This is a genomic window from Streptomyces sp. NPDC006551, from assembly GCF_040611675.1.
In the GTDB taxonomy this organism is placed as follows: domain Bacteria; phylum Actinomycetota; class Actinomycetes; order Streptomycetales; family Streptomycetaceae; genus Streptomyces.
Window position 1 is genome coordinate 1 of the sequence record NZ_JBEXOT010000101.1, and the last position, 1,675, is coordinate 1,675.

At 70.4% G+C, this 1,675-nt stretch carries 3 protein-coding genes; all 3 read right to left on the reverse strand.

Annotation, left to right across the window (positions count from 1 at the left end):
- Nucleotides 1-108: 108 nt before the first annotated feature.
- Entirely contained in the window at nt 109-264 is a 156-nt protein-coding gene (locus ABZY12_RS34350; protein ID WP_215071867.1) for a DUF6131 family protein, read from the reverse strand.
- A 198-nt stretch (nt 265-462) separates the two neighbouring features.
- Complete coding sequence (locus tag ABZY12_RS34355) at nt 463-789, reverse strand: hypothetical protein (RefSeq protein ID WP_356897389.1); 327 nt, start codon at nt 787-789, stop codon at nt 463-465.
- Nucleotides 790-844: 55 nt separating this feature from the next.
- Nucleotides 845-1,459 carry an NAD(P)H-dependent oxidoreductase gene (locus ABZY12_RS34360; RefSeq protein WP_356897391.1) on the reverse strand — a complete coding sequence of 205 codons (615 nt, stop codon included), beginning with the start codon at nt 1,457-1,459 and terminating at the stop codon, nt 845-847.
- Between the last annotated feature and the right edge of the window lie 216 nt (nt 1,460-1,675).

Sequence of the window (1,675 nt, forward strand, 5' to 3'; positions counted from 1 at the left end):
GTACGCGCGGGGAGACCCGCGCGTACGGCGTTCCGGGCCGGTCACGCTGCCGGCCGGGCCGCCGTGCGACGGCTGGGTCCGGTCACCAGTAGTGGTGGATCGCTCCGGTCACCAGTAGTGAGATCGGCCGCCCACGGCGTGCCCCGCGGCACCGGCGACCCACAGCACCAGACCGATCACGGCGAGGATCAGCCCGATGGTCCAGAGAATCGAAATTCCGGTGACGAACCCGATGATCAGCAGGATCACTCCGAGAATGATCACGACGACCTCCCTGCAACCCCATTGGATGACTCCGCCGAGAAGAACGGAGTGAAAAGGTATGAAGCGAATACCATCACCCAAGCCATCTCATTCGCGTTGAACGAAGAAATCTGCACGGAGAACGGAGCGACGCGTATCCGGCTCCTTTCCGGAGCCGCTTTTCTCGTGAGCCACGGTCATGCGTCCGCAGCCCACGCCTCAGTCGTCCTCGCTCCGCGGTGGTGCGCTGTCGTCGCCTCCGGACGGGTACGGACGCGTCTGCTCCTCGCGCCCGAGGCCGGGGCGCTCCCGCTTGGCCGCATGACCCTGCGCGCCGCGCGTCCCCTCCGTACCTCCCCCGCCGCGCGTCCCCTCCGTGCCTCCCCCGCCTCCGCCGCCTCGCGCGCTTCCCGTGTCTCGCGTCCCGGCATCGTCGTCGACGACCGCCTCGTCGGCGGCACGCCGCGCCTCCTGGTCACCGCTCTCCCCGACCGCTTCGGAGGGGGTGGTCCGCGGGCGACGCTCGCCGCGCCTGTTCTCGGTCATGGTCTTGCTCCTTCGGTTGTCCGGGGCCTGCTGGGAGGTCCTGCCCGTCGTTCGTTCAGGACGGCGGGTAGGGGGCCGGCTTCAGGCGCCGGGCCAGGTGTGCCGCGTTGGCGGCGAGCGTGGCGGTGGTCTGGGCCGTGGCCTTGGGGGGCTCGTCGAGGTCCTGGTAGTCGGTGCCCTGCATGGCTTCCCCGACCCAGTACGTGACCGCTCCGGGTGCGAGGGTGAAGCCGACGTCGTTGAGGCCCTGGAAGAGGTCGGCGCTCACCTTGTGCGCTCCGTCCTCGTTCCCCACCACGCAGACGGCGGCGACCTTCCCGTACGTCAGCGGGCGGCCCTCGTCGTCCGTCTCGGAGAGTTCGGCGTCCAGACGTTCCAGGACACGCTGGGCGATGCTCGACGGATGGCCGAGCCAGATCGGGGTGGACAGGACCAGGATGTCCGCGCCCAGGATGGTGTCCCGGATCTCGGGCCATTCGTCCCCCTGGCCCATGTCCGTCTTCACGCCCGGCAGGACGTTGCGGTCGGCGATGCGGATGGTCTTGCCCGTGACGCCGTGCTCGCTGAGGGCGGCCATGGTCTGTTCCGCAAGCAGCTGCGAGCTGGAAGGAGCGGGCGACGGCGACAGGGTGCAGACGAGTGCGACGGCGCGCAGTGGTGTGGTGTCCATGAGTGCCCCGCTACCCCGCCACACGTCCGCTATGTCAGCCGGAGCACCATATTGCGGCATCCGAGCCGGCGTGCGGGTGGGCGTGCCGTCCGGTGGGGTACGGCCTCGCGGCACGCGGCGCCGCATCGGCGCGCACGCCTCCGGTCCGCCCCCTCCTCCTCCAGGAGGCCCACGCCGGTCCGGACACCCTCACCCGCCTCTACCGGCAGGGCGCCG

Bases quoted from the DNA above. Each gene is read 5' to 3' on its own strand.
- ABZY12_RS34360 (WP_356897391.1), bottom strand. From the start codon at position 1,459: ATGGACACCACACCACTGCGCGCCGTCGCACTCGTCTGCACCCTGTCG.
- ABZY12_RS34355 (WP_356897389.1), bottom strand. From the start codon at position 789: ATGACCGAGAACAGGCGCGGCGAGCGTCGCCCGCGGACCACCCCCTCC.